General features: G+C 68.7%; 23 protein-coding genes and 2 pseudogenes. 19 read left to right on the forward strand and 6 right to left on the reverse strand.

Annotated elements, in window-relative coordinates:
- Positions 1 to 16 precede the first annotated feature (16 nt).
- Both NC4_RS42925 and NC4_RS21065 read right to left on the reverse strand, forming a co-directional pair.
- Positions 17 to 634: a hypothetical protein gene (locus NC4_RS42925; RefSeq protein WP_245721825.1), complete on the reverse strand. Its 618-nt coding sequence runs from the start codon at positions 632 to 634 to the stop codon at positions 17 to 19.
- 221 nt (positions 635 to 855) lie between these two features.
- Entirely contained in the window at positions 856 to 1,674 is an 819-nt protein-coding gene (locus tag NC4_RS21065) for an IclR family transcriptional regulator (RefSeq protein ID WP_067541658.1), read from the reverse strand.
- A gap of 94 nt (positions 1,675 to 1,768) precedes the next feature.
- Here NC4_RS21065 and hutH point away from each other — a divergent pair, with 94 nt between their 5' ends.
- From hutH to NC4_RS21085, 4 genes are read left to right on the forward strand one after another with little or no spacing between them, the layout of a single operon-like run.
- Complete coding sequence (gene hutH / locus NC4_RS21070) at positions 1,769 to 3,322, forward strand: histidine ammonia-lyase (protein WP_439957542.1); 1,554 nt, start codon at positions 1,769 to 1,771, stop codon at positions 3,320 to 3,322.
- Entirely contained in the window at positions 3,319 to 4,971 is a 1,653-nt protein-coding gene (gene hutU, locus NC4_RS21075; protein ID WP_067541118.1) for a urocanate hydratase, read from the forward strand. The genes hutH and hutU overlap by 4 nt, the downstream gene beginning before the upstream one ends.
- Positions 4,968 to 6,185 (forward strand): allantoate amidohydrolase, encoded by a 1,218-nt coding sequence (locus tag NC4_RS21080; RefSeq protein WP_067541119.1) that lies wholly within the window; start codon positions 4,968 to 4,970, stop codon positions 6,183 to 6,185. Before hutU ends, NC4_RS21080 begins: the two co-directional genes overlap by 4 nt.
- Complete coding sequence (locus tag NC4_RS21085) at positions 6,182 to 7,483, forward strand: formimidoylglutamate deiminase (RefSeq protein ID WP_067541120.1); 1,302 nt, start codon at positions 6,182 to 6,184, stop codon at positions 7,481 to 7,483. Before NC4_RS21080 ends, NC4_RS21085 begins: the two co-directional genes overlap by 4 nt.
- Here NC4_RS21085 and NC4_RS21090 read toward each other — a convergent pair.
- Complete coding sequence (locus tag NC4_RS21090) at positions 7,466 to 8,482, reverse strand: alpha/beta hydrolase (protein ID WP_067541660.1); 1,017 nt, start codon at positions 8,480 to 8,482, stop codon at positions 7,466 to 7,468. The genes NC4_RS21085 and NC4_RS21090 overlap by 18 nt on opposite strands.
- Positions 8,483 to 8,651: 169 nt before the next feature.
- Complete coding sequence (locus tag NC4_RS21095) at positions 8,652 to 9,506, reverse strand: DUF4389 domain-containing protein (protein WP_084529543.1); 855 nt, start codon at positions 9,504 to 9,506, stop codon at positions 8,652 to 8,654.
- Between the two features lie 130 nt (positions 9,507 to 9,636).
- Here NC4_RS21095 and NC4_RS21100 point away from each other — a divergent pair.
- The 8 genes and pseudogenes from NC4_RS21100 (at position 9,637) to NC4_RS21130 (ending at position 16,731) form a co-directional block, all read left to right on the forward strand.
- Positions 9,637 to 10,474: pseudogene (locus tag NC4_RS21100) on the forward strand (phytanoyl-CoA dioxygenase family protein).
- Between the two features lie 45 nt (positions 10,475 to 10,519).
- Entirely contained in the window at positions 10,520 to 11,359 is an 840-nt protein-coding gene (locus NC4_RS21105; RefSeq protein WP_169814844.1) for a phosphoribosyltransferase family protein, read from the forward strand.
- Positions 11,359 to 12,846, forward strand: a complete 1,488-nt coding sequence (locus NC4_RS21110) for a nicotinate phosphoribosyltransferase (protein ID WP_067541125.1) — start codon at positions 11,359 to 11,361, stop codon at positions 12,844 to 12,846. Before NC4_RS21105 ends, NC4_RS21110 begins: the two co-directional genes overlap by 1 nt.
- A gap of 86 nt (positions 12,847 to 12,932) precedes the next feature.
- A complete protein-coding gene (locus NC4_RS21115; RefSeq protein ID WP_067541127.1) occupies positions 12,933 to 13,592 on the forward strand; it encodes an RraA family protein in 660 nt (219 codons plus the stop codon).
- 88 nt (positions 13,593 to 13,680) lie between these two features.
- A complete protein-coding gene (locus tag NC4_RS44030; RefSeq protein WP_218021249.1) occupies positions 13,681 to 14,064 on the forward strand; it encodes a serine hydrolase domain-containing protein in 384 nt (127 codons plus the stop codon).
- Positions 14,058 to 15,095, forward strand: a complete 1,038-nt coding sequence (locus NC4_RS21120) for a serine hydrolase domain-containing protein (protein WP_218021250.1) — start codon at positions 14,058 to 14,060, stop codon at positions 15,093 to 15,095. Before NC4_RS44030 ends, NC4_RS21120 begins: the two co-directional genes overlap by 7 nt.
- Complete coding sequence (locus tag NC4_RS21125) at positions 15,092 to 16,084, forward strand: sensor histidine kinase (RefSeq protein ID WP_084529547.1); 993 nt, start codon at positions 15,092 to 15,094, stop codon at positions 16,082 to 16,084. Before NC4_RS21120 ends, NC4_RS21125 begins: the two co-directional genes overlap by 4 nt.
- Positions 16,081 to 16,731 (forward strand): response regulator, encoded by a 651-nt coding sequence (locus NC4_RS21130; protein ID WP_218021251.1) that lies wholly within the window; start codon positions 16,081 to 16,083, stop codon positions 16,729 to 16,731. Before NC4_RS21125 ends, NC4_RS21130 begins: the two co-directional genes overlap by 4 nt.
- Here the strand turns inward: NC4_RS21130 and NC4_RS21135 are convergent.
- On the reverse strand, positions 16,710 to 18,332 hold the full coding sequence (locus NC4_RS21135) for a carboxylesterase/lipase family protein (protein ID WP_084529549.1): 1,623 nt from the start codon (positions 18,330 to 18,332) through the stop codon (positions 16,710 to 16,712). The two genes, NC4_RS21130 and NC4_RS21135, sit on opposite strands and share 22 nt — an antisense overlap.
- 121 nt (positions 18,333 to 18,453) lie before the next feature.
- Here NC4_RS21135 and NC4_RS21140 point away from each other — a divergent pair, with 121 nt between their 5' ends.
- The 7 genes and pseudogenes from NC4_RS21140 to NC4_RS21170 all read left to right on the forward strand — a co-directional run bounded on the left by NC4_RS21140 (position 18,454) and on the right by NC4_RS21170 (position 23,819).
- The gene (locus NC4_RS21140; protein WP_067541131.1) at positions 18,454 to 19,047 is read left to right on the forward strand and encodes a TetR/AcrR family transcriptional regulator; all 594 of its coding nucleotides are present in this window, start codon (positions 18,454 to 18,456) and stop codon (positions 19,045 to 19,047) included.
- Between the two features lie 84 nt (positions 19,048 to 19,131).
- Complete coding sequence (locus NC4_RS21145) at positions 19,132 to 19,464, forward strand: hypothetical protein (RefSeq protein ID WP_067541132.1); 333 nt, start codon at positions 19,132 to 19,134, stop codon at positions 19,462 to 19,464.
- A gap of 105 nt (positions 19,465 to 19,569) precedes the next feature.
- Entirely contained in the window at positions 19,570 to 20,544 is a 975-nt protein-coding gene (locus NC4_RS21150; protein ID WP_067541133.1) for an alpha/beta hydrolase, read from the forward strand.
- A gap of 16 nt (positions 20,545 to 20,560) precedes the next feature.
- Positions 20,561 to 21,773: pseudogene (locus NC4_RS21155) on the forward strand (lipase family protein).
- On the forward strand, positions 21,773 to 22,204 hold the full coding sequence (locus tag NC4_RS21160) for a nitroreductase/quinone reductase family protein (protein ID WP_067541134.1): 432 nt from the start codon (positions 21,773 to 21,775) through the stop codon (positions 22,202 to 22,204). Before NC4_RS21155 ends, NC4_RS21160 begins: the two are co-directional and overlap by 1 nt.
- 11 nt (positions 22,205 to 22,215) lie before the next feature.
- Complete coding sequence (locus NC4_RS21165; protein ID WP_174566869.1) at positions 22,216 to 22,890, forward strand: class II aldolase/adducin family protein; 675 nt, start codon at positions 22,216 to 22,218, stop codon at positions 22,888 to 22,890.
- Complete coding sequence (locus NC4_RS21170) at positions 22,887 to 23,819, forward strand: carbohydrate kinase family protein (RefSeq protein ID WP_067541136.1); 933 nt, start codon at positions 22,887 to 22,889, stop codon at positions 23,817 to 23,819. The genes NC4_RS21165 and NC4_RS21170 overlap by 4 nt, the downstream gene beginning before the upstream one ends.
- Here NC4_RS21170 and NC4_RS21175 read toward each other — a convergent pair.
- On the reverse strand, positions 23,805 to 24,422 hold the full coding sequence (locus NC4_RS21175; protein WP_067541137.1) for a TetR/AcrR family transcriptional regulator: 618 nt from the start codon (positions 24,420 to 24,422) through the stop codon (positions 23,805 to 23,807). The two genes, NC4_RS21170 and NC4_RS21175, sit on opposite strands and share 15 nt — an antisense overlap.
- Between the last annotated feature and the right edge of the window lie 28 nt (positions 24,423 to 24,450).

Here is a 24,450-nt window from a genome sequence, read left to right on the forward strand (position 1 = left end):
CCCGGTCGGCCTGCGCCTAACGCACGCGCAGATAGTCGCGCACACGGCCGACCGCGCCGCCGACCACATCGGTCACCGACTGCTGCGGCCAGCGGCGGCCGGGCAGGCCGCCGCTGACGATCACGTAGGACTGCGCCTGCCGGATCATCTGCTGCACACTGTGATCGATGCGGATGAGCGTCTCGTAGACGGCGTCGTCGCGGTGTTCGCGCAGCGCGGCGCTGACCACCTTGCCGACATCCGCGCCCAGGCTCACCACGGAGGTGCCGAACGAGCGCACCGCGGCGCCGGTCACATCCCGCGAGGCGCCCTGCGCCTCGGCGCGCACGGCCTGCTCCGCACTGGTGATGGCCTGCCGGGCCTGCGCCTCGGCCTCGCGGCGGCCGTGATCGAGGGCCTCGGCCCACAGCAGCCGCAGATCATCGGAATAGGTGTCGACGGCCTGCCGCAGCAGCGTCGCGGTGTGCGAATGCTCCAGGCCCGGAGGGATTTCCAGTCCGCTGACCGGCAGCCCCGGGCGGCGCGCCGACTCCGTCATGGACGGAAGCGTCTTGCGGACAAGCTGTTCGAGGAGGTATTCCGAGCCACGGAGCTGGGCGGCCAGATCGGCGGCGCGCGTACGTTGGGCACGCAACCGCACTGCCGTATACCCGGCCCCCGCTATCGCGAGCACAAGTATGGGGACGAGTATCCAGAGAAACATCACTGCCATATGGGGTTTCGTCAATCCTGTCGGCTACACACGGATCGGGCGACTCGCGCAAAACTGCCCGACGGTAGCCAACAACATACCTATTTCGTTATCACCGCGTCACTTTCGCCCCGTATCTGTCGGAAAGAGGCACTGACGGTCGTCTATTGCTGAGCAAAACCGCTGGTCGACAAGAACTCCCCGGGCGGGCGGCCGCCGATGGCCACGGTGAGGGCGGCGGCCGCGGTGCGAACGGCGGCGGCCAATTCCGGCCAGGTCTCGCCGCATTCGATGTTCTCGTCCGGGCAGTGGTGGCGCAGCGTGAGGCCGAGCGCCGCGATGGGGCGGCCGCCGTGATCGAAGACGGCGTCGGCGACGGTGGCGAAGCCGGGGGTGATGTAGCCGTCCTCCACCGACCAGCCGCGGGCGGACTCGACGCGCAGGGTGCGGCGGAGCCCGCGGAGCTCGCGGGGGCCGCGGGCGGTGCGCATGGGGTAGGCGGCGGCGTTCGGGAACAGGGCGCGCACATGCGCGGGTGCGAGATGGCGGAGCATGGCGCGGCCGGTGGCGGTGAGGTGGGCGGGCAGGCGGACGCCGACATCGGTGACCAGGGTCTGCGGGCGGGGCGGGCGCTGCTCGATGAGATAGAGGGATTCATTGCCGTGCAGGATGCCGAGATGACCGGTGCAGCCCACGCTGTCGACCAGGGTGCGCAGGAGCGGGGCGGCGAGGCGCTCGAGGGGGTCGTGGCGCAGGTAGGCGGAACCGAGTTCGAAGGTGGCCACGCCCAGGCCGTAGCGGTGCTCACCGGGCAGATAGGCGACGTATCCGGCGGCCTGTAGCTCGTTGAGCAGCTGATATGTCGAGGATCGGGGGATGTCGAGTTCGCGGGCGATGGCTGCGGCGGGCATGGGATTGGGCCGCTGGGCGAGCAGCCCGAGAATGCTCAGGCCGCGGCGGAGAGCCGGGATATCAGTACTCATCGGGACCGCCTCGCCATCGCACCACTCGTACTGTCTGAAATACCAGACGAAACCCGGGTGTGGGTGCTCGAATCCGAACCTTTCGAGGGCTGGAATGGTGCCCATGACGATCGGGACGCAGCGGGTGGTGGTGGGCGCGGGGGCGATGACGCCCGAGCAGGTGGTGGCGGTGGCGCGGTACGGGGCGCGGGTGGAGCTGGCCGCGGACGGGGTGGCGCAGCTGGCCAAGGTGCGCGGGCACATCGACGAGCTGGCGCACAGTGAGCGGCCGGTGTACGGGGTGTCGACCGGATTCGGGGCCTTGGCACTGCGGCATATTCCGCCGGAGCGGCGGACCGATCTACAGCGGTCGCTGATTCGCTCGCATGCGGCGGGGGCGGGCACGCCGGTGGAGGCCGAGGTGGTGCGGGCCATGATGCTGCTGCGGTTGCGCACGCTCATGACCGGGCATACGGGGGTGCGGCCGGAGACGGCGCGGGCGCTGGCGGAATTGCTCGACAGCGGGCTGGTTCCGGTCGTGCCCGAGTATGGGTCGCTCGGTTGCTCGGGGGATCTCGCGCCGCTGGCGGCGGTCGCGCTGGCGCTCATGGGGGAGGGCTCGGTGCACGGGCCGGAGGGGCCGCGGCCCATGGCGGAGGCGATGGACGCGGCCGGGCTGACGCCCTTGACGCTCGCCGAGAAGGAGGGGCTGGCGCTGACCAATGGCACCGACGGCATGCTCGGCATGCTGCTGCTGGCCATCGCCGATCTGCACCGGCTGTTCGATATCGCCGATCTGACCGCGGCCATGAGCGTGGAGGCGCAGCTGGGCACCGATCGGGTGTTCGCGGCCGATCTACAGGCGCTGCGGCCGCATCCCGGGCAGGCGGTGTCGGCGGCGAATATGCGGGCGGCGCTTGCCGATTCGGAGATCGTCGCCAGCCATCGCGGGGAGGACTGCCCGCGGGTGCAGGACGCCTACTCGCTGCGCTGCGCGCCGCAGGTGCACGGGGCGGCGCGGGATACGCTGACCCACGCCGAGACCGTGGCCGAGCGGGAATTGCAGTCCGCCATCGACAATCCCGTCGTGCTCGCCGACGGGCGGGTGGAATCCAACGGCAACTTCCACGGTGCGCCGGTGGGGTACGTGCTGGACTTCCTGGCCATTGCCATCGCGGATGTGGCGAGCATTGCCGAGCGGCGCACCGATCGGATGCTGGATGTGCATCGGTCGCACGGGCTTCCGGCCTTCCTGGCCGACGATCCGGGGGTCGACTCCGGGTACATGATCGCGCAGTACACGCAGGCGGGCATCGTGTCCGAGCTCAAGCGGTGCGCGGTGCCCGCCTCGGTGGATTCCATCCCGTCCAGCGCCATGCAGGAGGACCATGTGTCCATGGGCTGGGCCGCCGCGCGCAAGCTGCGGCGGGCGGTGGACGGGTTGACCAGTGTGCTGGCTATCGAATTGCTCACCGCGGCACGGGCTCTCGACTTTCGGGCGCCGCTGCGGCCCGCGCCGGTGACGGACGCCGTGCGGAATCTGGTGCGCGAGGCGGTGCCCGGTCCGGGGCCGGATCGCCACCTGGCTCCCGATATCGCGGCCGTGGAAGAGCTCGTTCGCTCCGGCGCGGTGAATCACATACTCGACCAGGGGGTTTCGACACAATGACCGCAATCATCCGGGCCGCGCGCGGAACCGCCCGCACGGCCCGCAGCTGGCAGACCGAAGCGGCGCTGCGGATGCTGCACAACAATCTGGATCCGGAGGTCGCCGAACGGCCCGGGGATCTCGTGGTCTACGGCGGGACCGGGAAGGCGGCGCGGGACTGGGACAGCTTCCACGCCCTCGCCCGGACCCTCACCGATCTGCGCGACGACGAGACCATGCTGGTGCAGTCCGGTAAGCCGGTCGGGGTGCTGCGCACCCACGAGTGGGCGCCGCGCGTACTCATTGCCAACTCCAATCTCGTTGGCGACTGGGCCAATTGGCCGGAGTTCCGGCGGCTGGAGAACCTCGGCCTGACCATGTACGGGCAGATGACCGCCGGATCCTGGATCTACATCGGCACCCAGGGCATTCTGCAGGGCACCTACGAGACCTTCGCGGCGGTGGCGGCCAAGCGATTCGGCGGCAGCCTCGCCGGAACCCTCACCGTGACAGCGGGTCTGGGCGGTATGGGCGGCGCGCAGCCGCTCGCCATCACCATGAACGAGGGGGTGGCGCTGTGTATCGAATGCAATCCCCGCCATGCCGCCCGCCGCGTCGAGACCCGGTACCTGGACGAGATCGCCGACGACCTCGACGATGCGCTGACCCGGGTCCTCGCCGCCAAGCGTGAGCGCCGCCCACTGTCGGTGGGGCTCATCGGCAATGCCGCCGAGATCCTGCCCGAACTGCTGCGCCGCGAGGTCGAGGTCGACATCGTCACCGACCAGACCTCCGCCCACGACCCGCTCACCTACCTGCCGATCGGCATCGCTCTGGAGGAGTGGGACGACTACGCCAGCCGCAAGCCGGACGAATTCACCCGCCGCGCCCGCGATTCCATGGCCATCCACGTCGGCGCCATGGTCGGATTCCTGGACCGCGGCGCCGAGGTCTTCGGCTACGGCAATTCCATTCGCGGCGAAGCCAAACTGGCCGGATACGACCGCGCCTTCGACTTCCCCGGCTTCGTCCCCGCCTACATCCGCCCCCTGTTCTGCGAGGGCAAGGGCCCCTTCCGCTGGGTGGCCCTCTCCGGCGACCCGGCCGATATCGCCGCCACCGACCGCGCCATGCTCGACCTGTTCCCCAAGAACGAATCCCTGGCCCGCTGGATCCGCCTCGCGGCCGACCGCGTGGCCTTCCAGGGCCTCCCCGCCCGCATCTGCTGGCTCGGCTACGGCGAACGCCACGAAGCGGGCCTGCGCTTCAACGACATGGTTGCCACCGGCGAGATCAGCGCCCCCATAGTCATCGGCCGCGACCACCTCGACGCGGGCTCGGTAGCATCCCCCTACCGCGAAACCGAAGCCATGGCCGACGGTTCCGACGCCATAGCCGACTGGCCCCTCCTCAACGCCCTCGTCAACACCGCCTCCGGCGCCACCTGGGTCTCCATCCACCAGGGCGGCGGCGTAGGCATGGGCCGCTCCATCCACGCGGGCCAGGTCACCGTCGCCGACGGCACCCCGTTGGCCGCCCAGAAAATCGAGCGCGTCCTCACCAACGACCCGGCCACCGGCGTCCTCCGCCACGTCGACGCGGGCTATCCCGAAGCCGAGGACGTCGCCCGCGCCACAGATCTACGAATTCCCATGCAGGAGCGCGCATGAATAACGCATCAACCGTCTCCGCGAACGATCTTCTGGCCGAGATCGGTGGGGTCGGGGCGGATCCGGCGCGCGGTGGGTACTCGCGGCACGTGTTCACCACCGCGGACGGCGAGTTGCGGGAGTGGTTCGCCGCGACGGCGCGGGCTCGGGGGCTCGATGTGCACACGGATCGGAATGCGAATGTGTGGGCGTGGTTCGGGGCGCCGGGGGTGAATGCCGTGGTTACCGGGAGTCACTTGGATTCGGTGCTGGGGGGTGGGGCGTATGACGGGCCGCTGGGGGTGGTGAGTGCGCTGGCGGCGTTCGATATCTTGCGGGCGGAGGGGTTCGTGCCGCGGCGGCCGCTGGCGATCGTGGTGTTCGCGGAGGAGGAAGGCGGGCGGTTCGGGGTGCCCTGTCTCGGATCGCGGCTGTTGACCGGGACATTGGATCCGGCGGAGGCCCTGGCCTTGCGGGATACGGACGGAACCACCTTCGCGGAGGCCGCGCGGGTGGCGGGGCTGATGCCGAAGCATTTCGGGCGGGATGCCGAGACGCTCGGGCGGATCGGGACTTTCGTCGAGTTGCATGTGGAGCAGGGGCGGGGGCTCATCAATCTGGATGCGCCGCTGGCGGTGGGGAGCAATATCATTCCGCACGGGCGGTGGCGGTTCACGTTCACGGGGCAGGGAAATCATGCGGGGACCACGCTCATGGACGATCGGCGCGATCCGATGCTGCCCGCGGCGGACATGATTCGCACGGTGCGGCGGGCGGCCGCGGCGGTGCCCGAGGCGCGGGCCACGGTCGGGCGGCTCGTGCCGACGCCGGGCGGCACGAATGTCATTGCCTCGCAGGTCGATGTGTGGCTCGATGCGCGACTGCCCGAGCCGGGGAACGTGCGCGAGCTGGTCGCCGCGATCACCGAACAGGCTCAGGCGGCGGCCGAACTCGAAGGGTGCGGGCTGGAGGTGGTGGAGCAATCCTTCGAGGGGACCGCCGATTTCGATCCGCGGCTGCGGGATGAGCTCACCGCGCTGCTCGGGGGTGCGCCGGTGCTGCCCACCGGTGCGGGGCACGACGCTGCCGTACTGGCTCCCTTCGTTTCCACCGGCATGCTCTACGTCCGCAATCCGAGTGGCATCAGCCATGCGCCGGAGGAGTTCGCGGAGCCCGGCGATATCGACCACGGCACCAGGGAATTGGCGCGGGTGCTGCGGAGTCTGGCCGGATGAGTACCTATTGGTGCCCGCAGGCGTGGCTGCCCGGCGGGGTCGCGGACGGGGTGCGGATCGATATCGCGGACGGCGTCATCACGGCGGTGTCCGCCAATGAAAGTCCGGTCGGCACCGTGCTTTCCGGGCTGGTCGTGCCCGGATTCGCCAATGCGCACTCGCATGCCTTCCATCGCGCCCTGCGCGGGCGCACCCATGATGATCGCGGTAGCTTCTGGACCTGGCGCAATCGGATGTATGCGCTGGCCGAGCGCCTGGAGCCGGACTCCTACTATCAGCTGGCGCGCGCCGTGTACGCGGAGATGGTGCTCGCGGGGTACACCAGCGTCGCCGAATTCCATTATCTGCACCACCAGCGGGACGGACGACGCTACGACGACCCGAATGCGCTGTCACACGCCCTGGTCGCAGCGGCCGCCGATGCCGGAATTCGCCTGACGCTGCTGGATGTCTGTTACCTGGCAGGTGGATTCGATCAGCCGCTCTCCGGCGTCCAGCGGCGCTTCGGCGACGGTGACGCCGACGCCTGGGCGCATCGTCTCGAATCCTTCCGGCCCGCAGGTGATCTCGTCGTGGTGGGCGCGGCCATCCACTCGGTGCGGGCCGTGCCCGCCGAGCAGCTGCCCGCGGTGGTGCACGGCGCCGCCGACCGCCCCTTGCACGTCCACCTCTCCGAACAGCCGCAGGAGAACGCCGAATGCCTTGCCCGGCACGGCTGCACCCCGACACAGCTGCTCGCCGCGGCGGGTGCGCTGACCCCGCGCACGGTGGCGGTACACGCCACCCATCTGAATCCCGTCGACATCACCGCGCTCTCCGGATCCTGGGCCTGTCTGTGCCCCAGCACCGAATCCGATCTCGGTGACGGCATCGGTCCCGCCCGCGAGCTGGCCGATGCGGGCGCGCGCCTCGCGCTGGGCAGCGACGCCCATTCCGTCATCGACCCCTGGTTCGAAACCCGCGCCCTGGAATGGCACGACCGCCTCGCCAGCATTCGCCGCGGCCGCTTCACCCCGGACGAACTGCTCTCCGCCGCCACCGCGCACGCCGCCTCGGGCTGGTCCGAGGTCGGCTCCTTGGCTCCCGGTCAAGGCGCCGACCTGGTCTGCGTCGACACCCGCTCGGTCCGCACCATGGGCGCGGACCGGGCCGGAATCCTCTACGCGGCAACGGCATCCGATGTCACTGATGTCATGGTCGCGGGCAACTGGGTGGTCCGCGACCGCAGACACGACCGAATCCGCGATATCGCGAAGGCCCTGGAGACCTCGATCGCCGCGCTAACCGATATTGGCTGAGAGGTCGGGGAGCATGCGGTAGGCCTCGTCCTGCCAGTTGTTCCAGGCGTGAATGCCGTACTCGGGGAACGAGTATGCGACATTGCCGCCGCCGAGGGTGGCCATGCGGACCTGGAAGGCGCGGGTATTGGCCAGCGCCAGGGCTTCCAGGGCCATGCCGTTCACGGTGCCCATATTCGGGCCGTCCATGGCGGTCGGGCGTCCGCTGGCGGCGGAGATGTAGAGGCGGGTGTTGTTGTTCACCAGGTTGGGGGCGAAGACGAAGGGGTCCATGCGCAGCCATTGCGGGCCCCAGGGCGGGGCCATGGAATCGACGTTGTAGCCGCCCGCGTCGATCATGGCCAGGCGGATGGCCTCGCGCATACCGGGCGCGGAGATGTTCAGGTAGCCGGAGAACGCGCCCGCGAAGCTGAACTGGTCGGGGTGGTAGGCGGCCATGGTCAAGGCCGCGCTGCCGCCCATGGACAGGCCGAAGACGCCATTGCGATTCGGGTTGAATCCCAGTCGATCCCGGAGGGCCCAGCGCAGGTCGCGGGTCAGGAAGGTTTCCCATTCGTAGCGGTAGCTCTTGCCGGGACCGCCCGACAAGGCGTCCGTCGCACCGGATCCGGTATTGGCCGAACCGGTGCCCGCGGGGATACCGAAGAATTCGCTGGGCGCGCTCCAGTCGGTGTAGAAACTGGATTGGCCGCCGATCGGCATGACCACATTGATATTCGCGGCCGCCATGGCCTCGGCGACATTCGTCTCGATCTCCCAGCCGCTGAGATCCTCCCGCGCCCGCATGCCGTCGAGGGCGTAGACGACGCGATTCGTATTGCCGTCCGCCGCGCGCAGAATGCGGGTCTTGATCGGTCCCATGACGGGCGATTCCACCCAGAAATCGAATGCGGCCGGAGTGAACGCCGCCGAGGCCGTCGCGCCGCCGGTAACCACGACCAGTAGAGATGCCAGTACCGACAACACCGTTCCCAGCAACACAGCACGAATCGAACGCATCGATTCCGGTCCTTTCGCTCGCGCGGTCAGCAATGACCGCTGGGCAGTTCGGAACCGGTCCCCGAACCGGGCACCACACATGCGTGCGCGACAACAGCCAAAAGCCGTTGTCGCGCATGCTCTGTGTGAACCTATCGCCGGGGCGACGATGAATGTTGCTTGGTATTAGCTAGTTTCGCTGTGTTTGCCGCCACACGGATAGCTGGTAGCTATCAATTTGCTGTGACGAGGACACGGTGTCGTAGTCGTAATCGTCATTCGTGGAGCGACCGGCGGACTGGGCGAAGCTGGTCAGAATGCCGATGACGAGAATGACGATGAGCAGGATGCGGGCTCCGCTCGAGACGAACAGGGGCCGGGTGGGGGATTGGGCGGGCAGCGCCATATTCGGATCGGGCGAGGGCTGCCCGTCGCCGAAGACGCCCTTCAGATAGGTGGGACTCAGCAGGTAGGTGTAGGTCCCCGTGCGCAGCTGGATGCGTAGGACCGCCGAGGTGGCCTCGAAGACCGTCTGCGGCATGCGGCCGGTAATGAGCACGATCAGCCAGAAAATGATCGACACGACCATCCATCCGCTGGTGAACCAGATCGACAACACCATGATGGGGAAGGCCAGGATCAGACGGAACAGGACCGCCAGGCGATTGAGCTCGGTCGGCGGATGGAACAGCACCCGGACGGGGTAGTCCGGCGCCTCCCAGGCGAACGGCGGATAGGCGTCCACCAGGAGCATGCCGTAGCCGTAGACGCGGGTGACGTAGGCGGTGTAACCGCGCAGGAAGTCACCACACCATTCGGGCAGGCGGCCGGTGAACAGCGCGCCGAGCCAGCCGCAGATCACCACGACCAGGGCCGCGATACCCAGCGCCCAGACCGCGATGGCCTGGGGAATGAGAAGGATCAGGCGGATCAGGACCGTCCAGCGGGAATGTTCGGCCGGTGGGAGGACATCCAGCTCGACCGATGGTTCCGCCTTCATCGGCTGGGGCGGCGGGGGAACCGGGTAACCTTCGGGGACTGTCATCGCGGATCTCCTGGGGTCAGCTGAAGCAACGAAGTCATCGATTCAGGCGAATATAACCCAGAACCCGGCCGCCGCTGTGCCACATTCGGGGAGTAACAGAATTCCGTTATGTTCCCGATCGGAGGGCGTCATGAGCGCCGAGGTTTCGTCCGTTGTCGATTTGGCCGGTGATCTGGCCGGAAAGTACCGCCGTATGGCGAGTGCCGGAATATCCGTGGATCCGGCCGTGGTCGACGCGGATCTGGCCGCCGTACTGCGCGACGGCTATGTGATCCTGGAGAACCTGCTGACGCCGGACGAGCTGGACGAGATCGCGCCGAGGTCACGCCGCTGCTCGATCGCACCGGGCGCAACAACTTCGAAGGCCATGGCACGCAACGGGTTTACAGCGTGCTGAACAAGACCCGCAGCTGTGATCGGGCGGTCGAGCATCCGCGGGTGCTGGCGCTGCTGGACCGGCTGCTCATGCCCAACTATCTGCTGTCGATGGTGCAGGTGATCAATATCCGGCCGGGCGAGGCCGCGCAGATGCTGCACACCGACGACGGTTTCTATCCGCTGCCGCGACCGCGCAAGGCCCTGAGCGCCGCAACCATTTGGGCCGTGGACGATTTCACGCCCGCCAATGGTGCGACGGACATCGTGCTGGGCAGCCACGAATGGGGCGACCGCCTGCCTTCGGAGTCGGACGAGCGGGTTCCCGTCGTCATGCCCGCGGGCTCCTGTGTCTTCTTCCTCGGCACCCTCTGGCACGGTGGTGGCGCGAATCGCGCCGACAGCTCCCGGCTGGCCCTCACCGCCCAGTACTGCGAGCCCTGGCTGCGCCCGCAGGAAGCCTTCACGCTGTCCACGCCGCACGACATCGTCCGGGCCGTGAGCGAGGACGCAGCATCCACCCTCCCTTCATCGGCCAGGTGAACGGCATGCACCCGAAACGTCTGCTCGAGACGGGTGAGGGAATATTTTAGTCATCTCTACTAAAACTATGCTATGTTGTTCGCATGATCCAAGCGATGGTGCGAACATCGGCAGGGTCCGTGGCCGCGGACGACGTGGAGTTCCTGCGGTTCCCGGCGGGGGAGTGGTTCGTCAAGACCGGGCCCGCGTTCGATCCCGCGGCCGAGCGGTTCGAGGTCGTGCGCGGGGGCTTTCCGGATGACCTGCTCGCGCTGGGTATGTGGTCGGCGTTGGTGCGCCACCACGGCGGATCCGCCCGGGTGCTCATGCCCTATATCCCGGCGGCCCGCACCGATCGGGACGTACCCTGTGGCGCGGCGGTGTACGCCGGTGTCATCGGCGCTTTCGCCGATGAGCTGATCTACTGCGATATTCACTCCGCGCTGGCGAAGTCGAAGCTGCACGGCCCGAAGCTGCACGAGATTCCACTCGGAGCGCTGGCCGCCGCCGTCCTGCCGCGCGACTACGACCTGGTGATCGCGCCCGATGCCGGGGCGCGGGAGCGCGCAGCGCAGGTCGCCGCGGCCCTGGGCGGCCTGCCCGTCGCCCATGGCCGCAAGCGGCGCGATCCGGAGACCGGGCGGCTGAGCGGATTCGAGTTCCCCGCCGCAGAGGTCGCCGGGCGGCGGGCGCTCGTCGTCGACGACATCTGCGACGGCGGAGGCACTTTCGCCGGACTGGCGGCGGCGGGGGAGTTCGCCGCGGCCGAGCGCGTCGATCTGTGGGTGACGCACGGGGTGTTCTCCGGCGGCCCGCGACTCGCCTCGAATCTGGCGGCCTACTCCGGCATCTACACGACCGACTCCCATCCCGGCGCTCGCGCGGCGCTGACGCTCATACCCTGTATTCGCATCGTCGACATCGTCGAAAACGCTCTCGCAGAAGGAATCCTGTGATGTTCCGCAATGCCACCGACCCGCTGTTCCTGACCGACGCCTACAAGCTGGACCACCGCCGCCAGTACCCGCCGGGCACCTCGCTGGTCTACTCCAACCTGACCCACCGCGCCTCGCGCATTCCCGGCGTCGACCATGTCGTGCACTTCGGATTGCAGGCTTTCCTGCGGGATGTGCTGGAGGACGGCTTCGGCCGCTTCTTCGCCGCCGACGCCGATACCGTGTGCGCCGAGTACGAGCACCGTGTGCAGGCCATTGTCGGGCCGAATCAGATTGGCAGCGAACACATTCGAGCCCTGCACCGGCTGGGCTACCTGCCGCTGTCGGTGCGCTCGCTGCCCGAGGGCACGCTGGTTCCGGTGCGCGTGCCCGTGCTGACCATCGAGAACACGCACCCGGACTTCTTCTGGCTGACCAACTATCTGGAAACCGCACTGTCGGCGGCCATTTGGCAGCCGTCGACCTCGGCGACCACGGCCTGGCGGCTGCGCCGGTTGCTGACCGAACGCGCCGAGGCGACCGGCGCCGATCCGGCGGCCGTCGACTTCCAGGGCCACGACTTCTCCTTCCGCGGCATGCCGGGCATCGAGGCGGCCGCCGCCTCCGGTGCGGGACACCTGCTGTCGTTCAGCGGTTCGGATTCACTGGTGTCGGAGGATTGGATTCGCTACTTCTACCCCGATGACTCGGGCGAGCCCATTCTGGCCTCGGTCGCGGCCACCGAGCATTCGGTCATGTGCGCGGGCACAAAGGAATCCGAGGACGAGACCTATCGCCGCCTGCTGGAGCTGTACCCCGGCGGCATCGTCTCGGTGGTGAGCGACACCTTCGATCTGTGGCGCGTGCTCACTCGCACCCTGCCCGCGCTGTGCGATCGCATCATGGCCCGGGAGGGCACGTTGGTGATCCGTCCCGACTCCGGCGATCCGGAGACGATTCTGTGCGGTACCGGCCGCGATGATTCGCCCGCCGGGCGGGGTGTGGTCCAGCTGTTGTGGGATGCCTTCGGCGGCAGCGTGAACGAGGCCGGGTACCGGGTGCTGGATCCGCACATCGGCGTCATCTACGGCGATTCCATCACCTACGACCGCGCGGATGCCATTACCGCCCGCCTGGCGGATCAGGGATTCGCTTCCACCACAGTAGTTTTCGGTGTCGGGTCCTACACCTACCAGTATGTCACCCTCGATACTTTCTCCTCGGCCATGAAGGCGACCTATGTCGAGGTCGACGGCCGTGGGCGGGACATCTTCAAGGACCCGGTCACCGACTCCGGCACCAAGCGCTCGGCCAAGGGCAGGCTGGCCGTCGCCGCCGACGCCACCGGCGAACTGTACGTCCAGGAACAGGCCACTCCGGCGCAGGAAGCCGCCAGCGCGCTCGAAGAGGTGTGGCGGGACGGCGCTTTCGTCCGCCGCGAGGGCTTCGCCGCCATCCGGGCCCGGCTGCGGGCGCAGACCGCGCCGCGCGTCCTGGCGGCGCGCTGATCGCCACGTGATTCCCGGCAGGATGGGCCACTCGATTAGTAGAGTCGGGTGGCCCACCCGTTTCGAGCCTCGAAGGGGCGTTGCCCATGGTCGCAGACCGACTTGCCCAGAAATTCCACGCCGTCGACACGACCGCCCTGTGCGATGCGGACAAGACGCTGCGGGTCATGGACAGCGCCATGCGCCCGCGCTCGGCCGCCACGCGAATCATGGTTCCCGCGTTCACCGTTCGCTGTACGGCCGACTTCTTCGGCGCGCTGCGCGCCATCGAGAGCGCCGCGCCCGGTGATGTGGTGGTGGTGGACGGCGGCGGCAGCGAGATCGCGCTCGCCGGTGAGCTTTTCGCGCGCGGGGCGCTGGTGCGCGGGCTGGGCGGGATCATTGTCGACGGCGGGTACCGCGATATCGGGTATGTGCGCGGCTGTGCGCTGCCCATCTACAGCCGGTTCGTGACGCCCATGGCCGGAACCACCTCGGAACTGGGCGAACTCCAGGTGCGGGTCACCTGCGGCGGTGTGCCGGTGTCACCGGGCGATCTGGTCCTCGCCGATGACGAGGGAGTGGTCGTGGTCGATCCGGACGAGGCCGAGGCGCTGCTGGATGCGGCGGCCGCCGTCAAACAGGCCGAGGCCCGGCTCATCGAGAAACTCGATGCCGGTGAGACCCTGAGCGACGGGCTCAATATCGCCGCGCACACCGCCGCGCTCGAATCCGGGAAGGCGTCGACGCTGCAATTCCTGTCGTGAACCGGGGAGCGCGCGACTGACTTTCGTCAGTGCGATGATGGCCGATCGGCGGATCCGGCAGGCACATGCGATTTCTAGATTCGCTGGCATGAAACGCCAGTTCATCGGGGTGATTGCCGGTTCGGTCCTGCTCGCCGCCCTCGCCCCCGCCACCCCGGCCGACGGGCTGACGCCCGCGAGCATCGACCGGTATCTCGAACGAGCCATGGAATCCACCGGCCTGTCGGTGGTCGTGACCCGCGGGGGCGAGATCGTGCACGCCGCCGGATACGGGCACGACTCGCGGGGCGACGCGCTCACCGCGACCACGCCGATGCGAATCGCCTCGCTGAGCAAGTCGTTCACCGCCGCGGCCGTCATGACCTTGGTCGACAGCGGCGGGATCGCGCTGGATGCGCAGGTGGCGCAACAGCTGCCGGAATTCCGGCAGCTGTTGCGCGAGCGGCCTCGATCACGGTGCGGCAGTTGCTGAATCAGACCTCCGGACTGTCCGACACCACGGTGGACATCGGCGTGACGGAGACGGCCGCCTCCCTCGCCGAGTATGTGTCCGTCCTTGGCTCGGGCGCCTTGGCGGCCGCACCCGGGACGCAATGGCGGTACTGCAATGCCAACTACAACGTGGCCGCCAGACTGGTCGAAGTGGCGTCGGGTCTGGGCTTCGGGGAGTACCTGAAGCGGCACGTTTTCGACCCGCTCGGCATGACCGCCAGCGCCGTCGACGACGAAACCATCACACCGGCACGGGGATTCAATTCGCTCTTCGGCGTCTGGGTGGCACGGCCCGAGCTGCCGGGCTTCCTGGACGACAGCGGCAGCGGCGGCGTCGTCACGACCGCGGCCGATATGGGGCGCTGGTTGATCAGCCAGACGGGTGACGGAACCCAGTTGGTGACCGCACCCAGCCTGGAACTCATGCACACCCCGCGCGGCGATCACGACTACGGGATGGGCTGGAGCAAGGAGAACGTGGACGGCAACGACCTGCTCATGCATTCGGGAAATCTGTTCACCTACAACGCCGTCCAGGCCATCGACCCCAGCACCGGCTACGGCTTCGCGGTGCTGGCCAACAGCGCCGCACTCCACGACGACACCTACGACGTGCTCACGGGCCTCGTCGCCATGAGTCGCGGTGCGGCGCCGGAGATTCCGGGCGGTGACCGGCAGCGGTTCGAAGCCGCGCTGGCCCTCGTCGCTCTACTGGCGCTGGGGCTGGGTGTGCTGGGTGTTTGGCGGTCGGGCCGGTGGGCGAGCCGCCGGGCAGGACAATCCAGGTGGCGCATCGGGCTTCGCCTGCTCCCAGTGCTCGCGCCCGCATTGCTGCTCGCGATGTATCCGCAGGCGATCTCGCTGCTCATGAACGGCCGCACCGTCACGTGGGCGCAGCTCACCTACTTCGCCGCGCCAATGATGATCACACTGGTGACCGTCGCCATCGCCGGGGTCGCCGTCGCCGTCGCGCGAGGGTGGTGGTTGGCCTCGGTAGGGTCGACCCAATGAGGGACCGGGCGAGCTTGGCGTTGATCGGGGCGATCTGCCTGCTCAACGGCTGGTTCATCGACTACCTGCCACTGTGGCGGCAGATGGTGTTCCTGCTCCTGGTCATCCTCGCGTACCTACACGGTCGCCATTGCCAGGGACGAAACGCCTGGGCCATCCTCGGAGCGGCGGCAGTGCCCGGATTCGCCGTCATGCCCCTGAATTTCGCCACCGGCTTCGGCGCGGTGGCGTGCCTCGGCGTCTTCGTGCTCCTGCCCTGGCTGGCGGGCCGCTTCCGCCGCCAGCAAGCCGACTTGGTGCACGCCGGACGAGCACGCGTCACCCAGCTGGAACGCGAACGCGAACTCGTCGCCGAACAAGCCGAACTGCGCGAACGCGCCCGCATAGCCGCCGATATGCACGACTCGCTCGGACACGAACTGGCCCTGATCGCCGTGCGCGCCGGTGCGCTGGAACTGGATCCCGAACTGGGCGACCGGCACCGGGCGGCGGTAGCCCAGCTCCGGGAATCCGCGACCACGGCCACCGACCGCCTGCGCCACACCGTGGGCCTGCTGCGCGAGAAGGCCGCCGCCCCCACCAACCCGGCCGACGAATCCATTGCCGCACTGGTCGATCGCGCCCGCGCCGCCGGACTGGCGGTCGAGCTGCGCCAGCCCGCCCTGCTCACCCTGCCGCTCCCCGTGGCCACGGCGCTGCACCGGGTGGTACAGGAATCGCTGACCAATGCCTCCCGGCACGCGCCCGGTACGGCCGTCACCGTGCGCATAGACCAGCTTCCCGAAGTCGTAACCGTCACCGTGCGTAATACCGCCCCCGCCGAGGACGGCGCCGAGAAGCGGGAATCGCCTGGCGGCGGTAGCGGTTTGGCTTCGTTGCGGGAGCGTGTGAGCGTGCTCGGCGGCGACCTGCACGCCGGGCCCGACGATGACGGGTTCGCGGTGATCGCGCGAATCCCGTTCGAACAGACAGGAATCCAGCGGCGGTGACGATTCGGGTGGTGCTGGCGGACGACGAGGCCATGATTCGTGCGGGGATTCGGGCGATTCTGACCACCGATCCGGATATCGAGGTGGTGGGCGGGGCAGGGGACGGGCGCGAAGCCATCGAGCTGGCGTACGCGCACCGGCCCGATCTGGTTCTGCTCGATATCCGCATGCCCCGCCTCGACGGGCTGGGGGCCGCCGCCGAGCTGCGCACCGCGCTGCCCGAGGTCGGCGTCGTCCTGCTCACCACCTTCGACGAGGACGAATACGTCGCGCGGGCACTCGAACTGAGCGTCGGCGGATTCCTGCTGAAAGCCTCCGACCCGCGCGAGCTGATCCTCGGGGTCCGTGCGGTTGCGGGCGGCGCGGCGTACCTCGCGCCCCGCATTGCCCAGAAGGTCATCGCGCAGCTTGGCGGCGGCGATCTCGGCAAGGCCACCGCCGCGCGCGCCCGGCTGGAGCCGCTCACCGAGCGGGAGCGTGCGGTGCTGGCGCGCGTCGGCCGGGGCCTGTCCAATCAGGAGATCGGCGCGGAGCTGTTCCTCTCGGAAGGCACCGTGAAATTTCATGTCAGCGCGGTTCTTCGGCAGCTCGGGCTGAAGAATCGGGTGCAAGCGGCCATCCTGGCCTACGAGGCCGGACTGGGCTGACTCCAGAGGTCGCAGTGGTGGTCGGCGAGATCCGTGACGGCGAGGCCGCCGGGATCCGAAGACAGCCGCAGCGCGCGGTGATCCTCGGCGGTGAGCCGCGGCCAGGCGGGCAATCCCGCCGTATTCGGGTCACCGGTGCGCAGGAACCGCGTCCAGTAATCAACCATGGCCGCGGCCAGCGGCTGTGAGCCCGCCGCCACCGGGCCCGGGGACGGGGTCATATCGAAGAGGTAGGTCAGTTCCGAGCCGTGGGAGGCTCCGGCCGGAAGGTCCGGTGTGAGCGGCAGCAGGGGAAGGGCTGCGGGATCGGCGAACTCGTAGCCGAACACCGGTACGTGCGCGGCCAGGGCGCGGGCGGCAGCACTGGTCGCGCACATCCAGCTGTAGTCCGACAGCACCGCCGACAGCGCGGCCGCCGGTGTCGAATACGCGCTCAGTGGATAGGCGGCCTCGATCTCGGCGGCCCGGGAACCGAAGGCCGTATCGAGAGCGGCGCGGTAGTACTCGGCGGTGAGGGGCGCGCCGTACTGGGCTTCGAGCCCGGCGACCCACAGCGAATGGCCGTGCGCGACTTCACCGATGAGCACCGGCACGCGGGCGAATATCCCGGCCCGCAGGGCATCGATCGGATTGTCCGGCACCGTCGGCGTGCCGTAGGTGATGGTGGTGAAGCCGGGCCACAGCTCCCGCACGGTCTCCGCCGGTACCGCCCGCAGGCATGCGGCCACCGTCGCCGGATCCGTACAGCCCAGCTCGGTGGCGGCCCCGAGCGCCAGTGGTTCGTTGTCCGTGCGCGAACGGTAGGGCGCGACCGCCGGTCCGTCCGCGTACAGCGCACCCGCGGGCCAGCGCGTTGCGCAGGAACCGCTCTGGATGATCGCCTTGTCGAACAACTGCTCGGCCCCCGGCCGCGTCAGCTGTGCGCACACACTGAATCCGCCGTAGGACTCGCCCGCGACGGTCACATTGCGGGCATCGCCACCGAAGGCCGCAATGTTCTCGCGCACCCAGCGCAGAGCCATGGCCTGATCCTGCAATCCGAGATTCCCCCCGCCCGCCGCGAAGGCCGGATGATTGAAGAACCCGAAAGCGCCCAGCCGATAGTTCACGGTGACCACCACCGCCCCGCGCGCGACGAACTCCCGGGGCGTGTAATCGGCTCCCGCGCCGATATATCCGCCGCCGCCGTGAATCCACACCAGCACCGGCGCGGCATCCGCGCGCGAGGGAGCGGTGACATTCAGATACAGGCAGTCCTCCTGGAGCACCGTCGCCGAAGTCTCGCCCGGCGGCTGCGCGCACGCCGGGGTCGGCCCGGTCGCCTCCCGGGTCCCGGTCCACGGCGGCACCGGTTGCGGAGGCTCCCAGCGCAACTCACCCACCGGCGGCCGCGCGTACGGAATCGCACTGAACTGCCGCTGCCCCGCCTCGCCGAGGTGCCCGCGCAGCTCCCCGGCGGTCGTGGTCACCACCGGATCCGCCGTCGCCGCGCCGTCGTCGGCCGCACAGCCCGCGATCAGTGCGAGCACGCACCCGGCCACCAGCGCCCCGCGAATCCGCGTAGTCACGAACGGCGTGGAAGTGGTTGTGGTCGAGCTCATCTCTCATCCTCCCGCTGTTCCGATGCGCTTGGATCGGTACGGAGGAGGTTATCGTGGTACCGATGCGGCTGCATCGGTACGAAGGATGATTCACCATCGATCACGAGGATGAGGACGACGCATGCCGCGACAGGTCGACCACGACGCCCGGCGCACCGCCATTGCCCAGGCGGTGTGCGAGCTGATCGCCGAACGCGGGATCGAAGGGGCCACCCTGCGGGAAACCGCCGATCGCGCAGGGGTTTCCATGGGGGCGGTGCAGCGGGCATTTCCCAAGGACGGCATGCTGCGGTTCGCGCTCGACCATATTGCGGCGCAGCTCAAGGAGCGCGCGGACGCGCGCGTCGCGGCCTCCGGGGCGCCGAAGTCGGCGCGGACGCTGTTGACGGTGGTGCTGGAGGCGCTCGTGCTCGCCGATGGCGATCAGCAGATCGCGGCGCGGGTGTGGCTGGCCTTCCTCGCGCACTCGGCCACCCGGGCGGATTTCGCGGAGGTCATTCGCATCGCGCTGCGGGACACTCACGGGCTCATCGTCTGGTTGCTCGAATACGGGCGCGGCAGCGGGGAGTTCCGCGACGATGTCGAGGCGGCGCCGACCGCGCGCGCCTTGCAGGCCCTGGCCGACGGGCTCACGCAGCACATTGTGGTCGGGCATGTCACCGTCGCCGAAACCCGCGACCTCATCGAGCGGGCCGTGCGACCGCTGTTGGCCTGAGTGCGCACCGTGCGCCTGACCATTCACATTGCCTCACCGCAAGGTCCATGCCAGCCTGGATGCAGAGGTGCGTAGGAGGCAGTCGTGAGGCACCAGGCCGGGCTCGAGCAGGCCGCGACGCTGCGGGTCGCCGTCGAGTTCACCGACAGCCGTTCGCTCGGGATCACCTGGGCGCCGGAAACCGCCGCGCACAAGAAGTTCGAGTACGCGCGCATCTTCCTGGTGGCATTGCACGAGGAACCGCACCGGACGTATCTCGATATCGTGGAACGGCACCCGTGGACGTCGATTCAGCTGCCGGGGACCCTGGCCGAGGGCGACTACGCCATCGAGGTCGATGCCTACGGCAGTGCGAGCTGGGGTGACGGTCGGCTCGAGGCGCGCGGGCGCAGCGGCACGTTCCGGATCGATTCCTGAAACACGATCGACATCGACACGCGGATAAGAAATATCCGCGCGGACGCGACTTTTTCACATATTGTGACACCGGCGTCCGGATAGACATCCCGATGGTGGAAGTCGATGACCGTGAATCAACGCAGAGCAACCTTCGCGGCGGTCCTCACAATGGGATTGCTGCTTGTCACCGCCCGCACCGCCGAGGCTGAACCCGCGAATATCAGCGAGATCGTCCGAATCGCGGAATTGAGCCCCGAGCGGTCCCAGTTGTCGGTGTATTCCGCCGCCATGCGGCGGATGACCACCGTCGATGTCCTGCACCCGGCCGGAGATGCGCTCCGGCCGGCCTATTACCTGCTCGACGGCGTCGATACCGGTCCGGCCGAGACCAATTGGACGCAGCGGACCGATATCGTGTCCTTTTTCGCCGACAAGAATGTAAATGTTATGTTACCAATCGGTGGAAAAGGAAGCTATTACACCGATTGGCAGCGGCCCGAACCGGCCCTGGGCGGCGAGCTCAAATGGGAGACCTTCCTGACCGAGGAGCTGCCCCCGCTCATCGACGAGCGGTTCCACGGCACCGGCCGCAATGCGATCGGCGGGCTGTCCATGGGCGCGGCCTCGGCCGCCGTGCTCGCCACCCGGCATCCCGCGCTCTACCGGGGACTGGCCATGTTCAGCGGCTGCCCCGACACGCTCAGTGACGAGGCGCGCATGGCAATTCGGCACGCCATCGGCTGGGTCGGCGGCAATCCGGACAATATGTGGGGCTGGGACGGCGACCCGGCCTGGGCGGCGCACGATCCCATGACCAATGCCGCGGCGCTGGCGGGCAAGACGGTGTACGTCTCCTCCGGCAACGGGATGCCCGGCCTGGCCAGCCTCACCGATCCACTCATGCCGCAGGCCGTGACATTCGGGGCGATCCTGGAGTACGGAATTCACGACTGCACCATCGATTTCCAGCGGCGCATCGCCGCGGTCGGCGTCCGGGCGAATTTCGTACTGCGCCCGGACGGAACCCACTCCTGGCCGTACTGGCAGCAGGATCTCCACGATTCCTGGCCATTTATGAACGCAGCGTTAAGCGAATGACAACAAATGCCCGGCAATGTCGAATGGAGGATGGCGAATCGTGCTCGGACTCAAGCGTCTGCTCCTGCTCACCGCCCTGCCCGCACTGCTGCTGACCCCGGCCACCGCCGCGGCCACGCCGCTGTATCCGATCCCTGATCCGGATCCTTTCTTCACGGCGCCGCCGGATATCGATTCGAAAACGCCCGGCGAGGTTTTGGCGGTGCGCCCGATGCCCCCGCTGATCACATTTCCGGGAGCCCGGGTCACTCTCGTCAAATTCCGGTCGACCAATTCCACCGGCGCACCCATCGCGGCCACCACCACGGTGCTCAGCCCGATGAACCAGCGGCCCGGCGCGCCCTCAGCACATCATCAACGGCCTGGGCGCGAAGTGCGCCGTCTCCAGCGTGCTCTACACCCAGGATCCCAATCTGGTCGTGAAGGAAGCGCCCGTCCTCAATGCCGTGCTCGCCCGCGGCTGGTCGATCGCGCTGCCCGATCATCTGGGTCCCAACTTCGCCTACGGCGCCGCGCGCCTGGGCGGCCTGATCACCCTCGACGGCATTCGCGCCGTGCAGCGGGTCGCCGACCTCGGCCTGCACACGAGTCCCGTTGCCATGCTGGGCTATTACGGTGGCGGTATGGCCACCGCCTGGGCGGCTGCGTTGCAGCGGGAGTACGCCCCGGAGCTGAATCTGGCCGGTGCGGCGGCGGGCGGCGTGCCCATGAACATGCTGAAGATGATCGAAGGTCTGGGCTATCAGCGCCATCCGGTCTTCGGCCTGGCGATCGCCGCCGCCATCGGGATGGAACGCGAATATCCGGAGCAACTGCCCATCAGCGAGCATATGAACGCCACCGGCCTGGCCATCCGCGACAGCATCGCCAATGGCTGCACCAATGACATTCTGCTGGCCGGGGCCGGGCGCGGCGTCATGGATGTCGAGAAATCCATCTCGCTCATCGAGTCCGCCAGCGCACGGGAAGTGGTGGAGGCCAACAGCCTCGAACTGCACGACGGCATTCCGATGACGCCGGTCTACGAATGGCACGCCCCGCAGGACGCGCTCATTCCCGTGGACGCCATCGAGAACACCGTGCGCCGCTACTGCGCCGCCGGAGTGCCGGTGCTGTCGGAACTGTTCTCCAGCCCGGACCATCTCAGCACCGCGGTGCTCGGCGCACCGGCCGCCGTCAACTGGATCGACGCCAGGTTCCGCGGGGAACCCGCGCCGAGCAACTGCTGATGCACACCCCGACCCTGCCCGACAGCGACTACCACCAGTTCCAGCGGCGCGTCATCGCGGCCTTCCGCTCGAACGGCGGCCGATTCGCCGGGACGAATCTGATATTGCTCACCACCGTCGGCGCCAAGACCGGCCTGCGGCGCACGAATCCGCTGGCCTGCTTCGAGGTCGCGGGCCACCCCGCCGTGGTGGCCTGCGGCCTCGGCGGGGCGCGATTCCCGGACTGGTATCACAATATTCGCGCCAATCCCGAGGTCACCGTGGAAATCGGCACGGACATATACCGGGCCGTCGCGACGACCGCGCCGGACGCCGAGCGCGACAGCCTGCTGGCACGGATAGTCGAACTGGCCCCGGATTTCCCGACCTACCTGGCCGATCCGAACCAATTGGTTCCCGTGGTGACCCTGAAGCGAGCGCCGTTCGGTTAGCGTGTGGCCTTGTGGACGACCCGGAGCTCGCGAATATTCGTGCGGAGGTGGCGGCGGCCGGACGGCGGCTGGCGGCCGAAGGATTGCTGATCGGCACCGCCGGGAATGTCAGCGCGCGAGCGGGCGAGCGGATCGCGGTCACCGCGACCGGTGTGGTGCTCGAACACGCCGTCGCCGCACAGGTGACCGTCGTCGACCCGGCCGGAACGGTGGTGGCCGGGGACCTGGCGCCCACCTCGGAACTCGAACTGCACCTGGGCATCTACGCGCGCTACGGGGCCGGGGCCGTCGTGCACACCCATTCGCCCAAGGCGACCGCGCTGTCGCTGGTGCTCGACGAATTGCCCTGCGTGCATTACCAGCAACTCGTACTGGGCGGGGCCATCCGGGTCGCGCCCTTCGCCGCCTTCGGCACCACCGAGCTGGCCACCTCGGTGCTGGCGGCCCTCGACGGCAAACAGGCCGCGCTGCTGGCCAATCACGGCGCGGTCGCCATCGGTCCGACCCTCCAAGCGGCGGTGGAGAACGTGCTGCTCCTGGAGTGGGCGTGCGAGCTGTACCTGACGGCCGCGGTCCTCGGTAAGCCGCGCGCCCTCGATCAGGCGCAGCAGGAAGCGGTCATCGCGGCCGCGTTCGCCCGGGGATACGGTAAGCCCCGGCTGCTCGACACGAAGGAAAGTCCATGACGCACACCGTCGTCTGCCTCGGCGCGCACGTATTCGACGTGCAGGTACGACCCGTCGACGCCATCCCCGAGGGGCAGGGCGCCCAGCTCGTCGACCAGATCCGTTTCAGCCCGGCCGGAACCGCGGGCGGTACCGCCATCACCCTCGCCAAACTGGGCGCGCAGGTCCGATCGGCGGGCGCGATCGGAGCCGATCCCATCGGCGACCTGCTGGTGACCATGCTGGGCCGCCATGGCGTGGACACTTCATTACTATTGCGCCGCAATGATATTCAGACCTCGGCCTCGGTCCTTCCGATCCGTTCGGACGGCAGCAGGCCCGCCTTCCACGTGCCGGGCGCGAATCTGACCTACGGCCCCGCGGATTTCCCGCACGCCGAGATCGCCGCCGCCGACCATCTGCATATCGGCGCGCCCGAACTCCTCGGCGGTGCTGCCGCCGCCGAACTGCTGACCCGGGCGCGCGCCGCGGGGCTCACCACCTCGGCCGATATGCTCTCCCCGGGCAATCCCGGGGTGCTCGCCTGGATCGCGCCCGCCCTGCCGTATCTCGACTATCTGCTGCCCAATGCCGAACAGCTACTGGGTCTCACCGAGTCCGGCTCCCTCGAAGCCGCGGCGCGCACGCTCGTCGAGCGCGGGGTCGGATGTGTGGCCGTCACCGATGGCGCGGCGGGCGTCCTGGTCGTCACGGACGCGGAAACCCTTGCGGTACCGGCCTTCCCGGTCGAGGTCGTCGATACCACCGGATGCGGTGACGCGTTCTCCGCCGGATTCCTGCGCGGAATCGGTCTCGGGCGTGATCTGCGCGATGCCGCCGTCCTGGGCTGTGCCGCGGCGGGACAGGTGGCGCAGGGCCTCGGCAGCGACCACGGCGACTTCGACCTGGCGGCCGTGGACGAGTTCATCAAGCTGTCAGTGCGCCAGTGATGCGAGCGCCAGTGCGGCGCTGACGAATTCGTCCTCGGTGACGGTGCCCGGTGCGAGGACCGCCCGCTGGGCGAGCCCGCTGAGCAGTGCGGTCGCGGCGACGGCGAGCCGATGCGCCTGCTCGGCCGTCGTGCGGGATGCCTTGGGGGCGGCCGTGATCCGGCGATCGGTCAGCAGTCCGGCGAAGCACTGGTCGACGGCGTCGGTGACCGCCGCGCGCAGGATCTCGCCGACCGCCGGATCACGCAGCGCCGCACCGGTCGCCTCCAGTTCGAAGGCCATCTGCCGGTGCGCCCCATCGCTCACGGCCGTGCGGAAATACAGCCCGGCGAGACCGCGCAGCACCTCCGGCAGGGTCAGCTCCGGACTCTCCAGATCGGCCGTGGCGGCGCCGATTCGAAGGCCGAGGTGCTCGATGGTCGCAGCCAGCAGACCTTGTTTACTGCCGAAGATCGAATAGATCGCCCCCGTGGTGACCTCGGCGCGTTCGGCGATGTCCTCGAGCCGCGCCGCCGCGTACCCCTTGACCGCCATCTCGGCCACGGCGGCCTCGATCAGGGCCTCCCGATTGCGTTGCCGGGCTTCGGCGCGGGTCAGGCGCATCGCATCCCTTCGGTCGGACGAGTCGGCC

This window comes from Nocardia crassostreae (assembly GCF_001613405.1).
Classification (GTDB): Bacteria; Actinomycetota; Actinomycetes; order Mycobacteriales; family Mycobacteriaceae; genus Nocardia; species Nocardia crassostreae.